The sequence below is a fragment of the Georgenia alba genome, from assembly GCF_042665525.1.
GTDB classification, from domain to species: Bacteria; Actinomycetota; Actinomycetes; order Actinomycetales; family Actinomycetaceae; genus Allobogoriella; species Allobogoriella alba.
The window spans coordinates 1-549 of the sequence record NZ_JBHTCQ010000014.1 but is presented as its reverse complement, the minus strand read 5'-3'; the positions used below and the strand labels follow the sequence as shown (position 1 = coordinate 549).

Here is a 549-nt window from a genome sequence, read left to right as displayed (position 1 = left end):
GGCTCCGTCGTCGGGGTGCATTACGACCCGATGCTCGCGAAGGTCATCTCGTTCGCGCCCACCCGTGGACAGGCTGCCCAGTTGCTCGCCGGGGCGCTGGCTCGGACCGAGCTGCACGGCCTGCGGACCAACCGGGATCTGCTGGTGAACATCCTGCGGCACCCCGCCTTCCTGGCCGGGGACACCGACACCGCGTTCTTCGACACCCACGGGCTCGACACCCTGGCACGACCGCTGGCCGACCCGGATGTCGAGGCGCTGTCGGCGCTCGCGGCGGCGCTGGCGACAGGCTGCGGCGCTTCCACCGGCGACATGGCCGAGACCGGCGCCCTGGTCGTCCTGGCCACCACACCGGGCCAGGCCGCGCGCCTCGCCCAGGCCGGCACGGGCTCCCGCCTCTCGATCACCATCCACGGCCACACTCATTAACGGCCCACCGCACCCACACCCCCACGTCCACCGGTCAGCGAGCACGCCACACTGAGCCCACGAACCTGGCATCGCGAGACCCCGAGCTGAGCCACAGGCGGTTGACCGAACGGGCACGAC

General features: G+C 71.9%; 1 pseudogene. It reads left to right on the top strand.

The window, feature by feature from the left end:
* Window positions 1–289 (top strand): annotated as a pseudogene (locus tag ACFQQL_RS19130) (acetyl/propionyl-CoA carboxylase subunit alpha); the annotation flags it as partial.
* Between the last annotated feature and the right edge of the window lie 260 nt (window positions 290–549).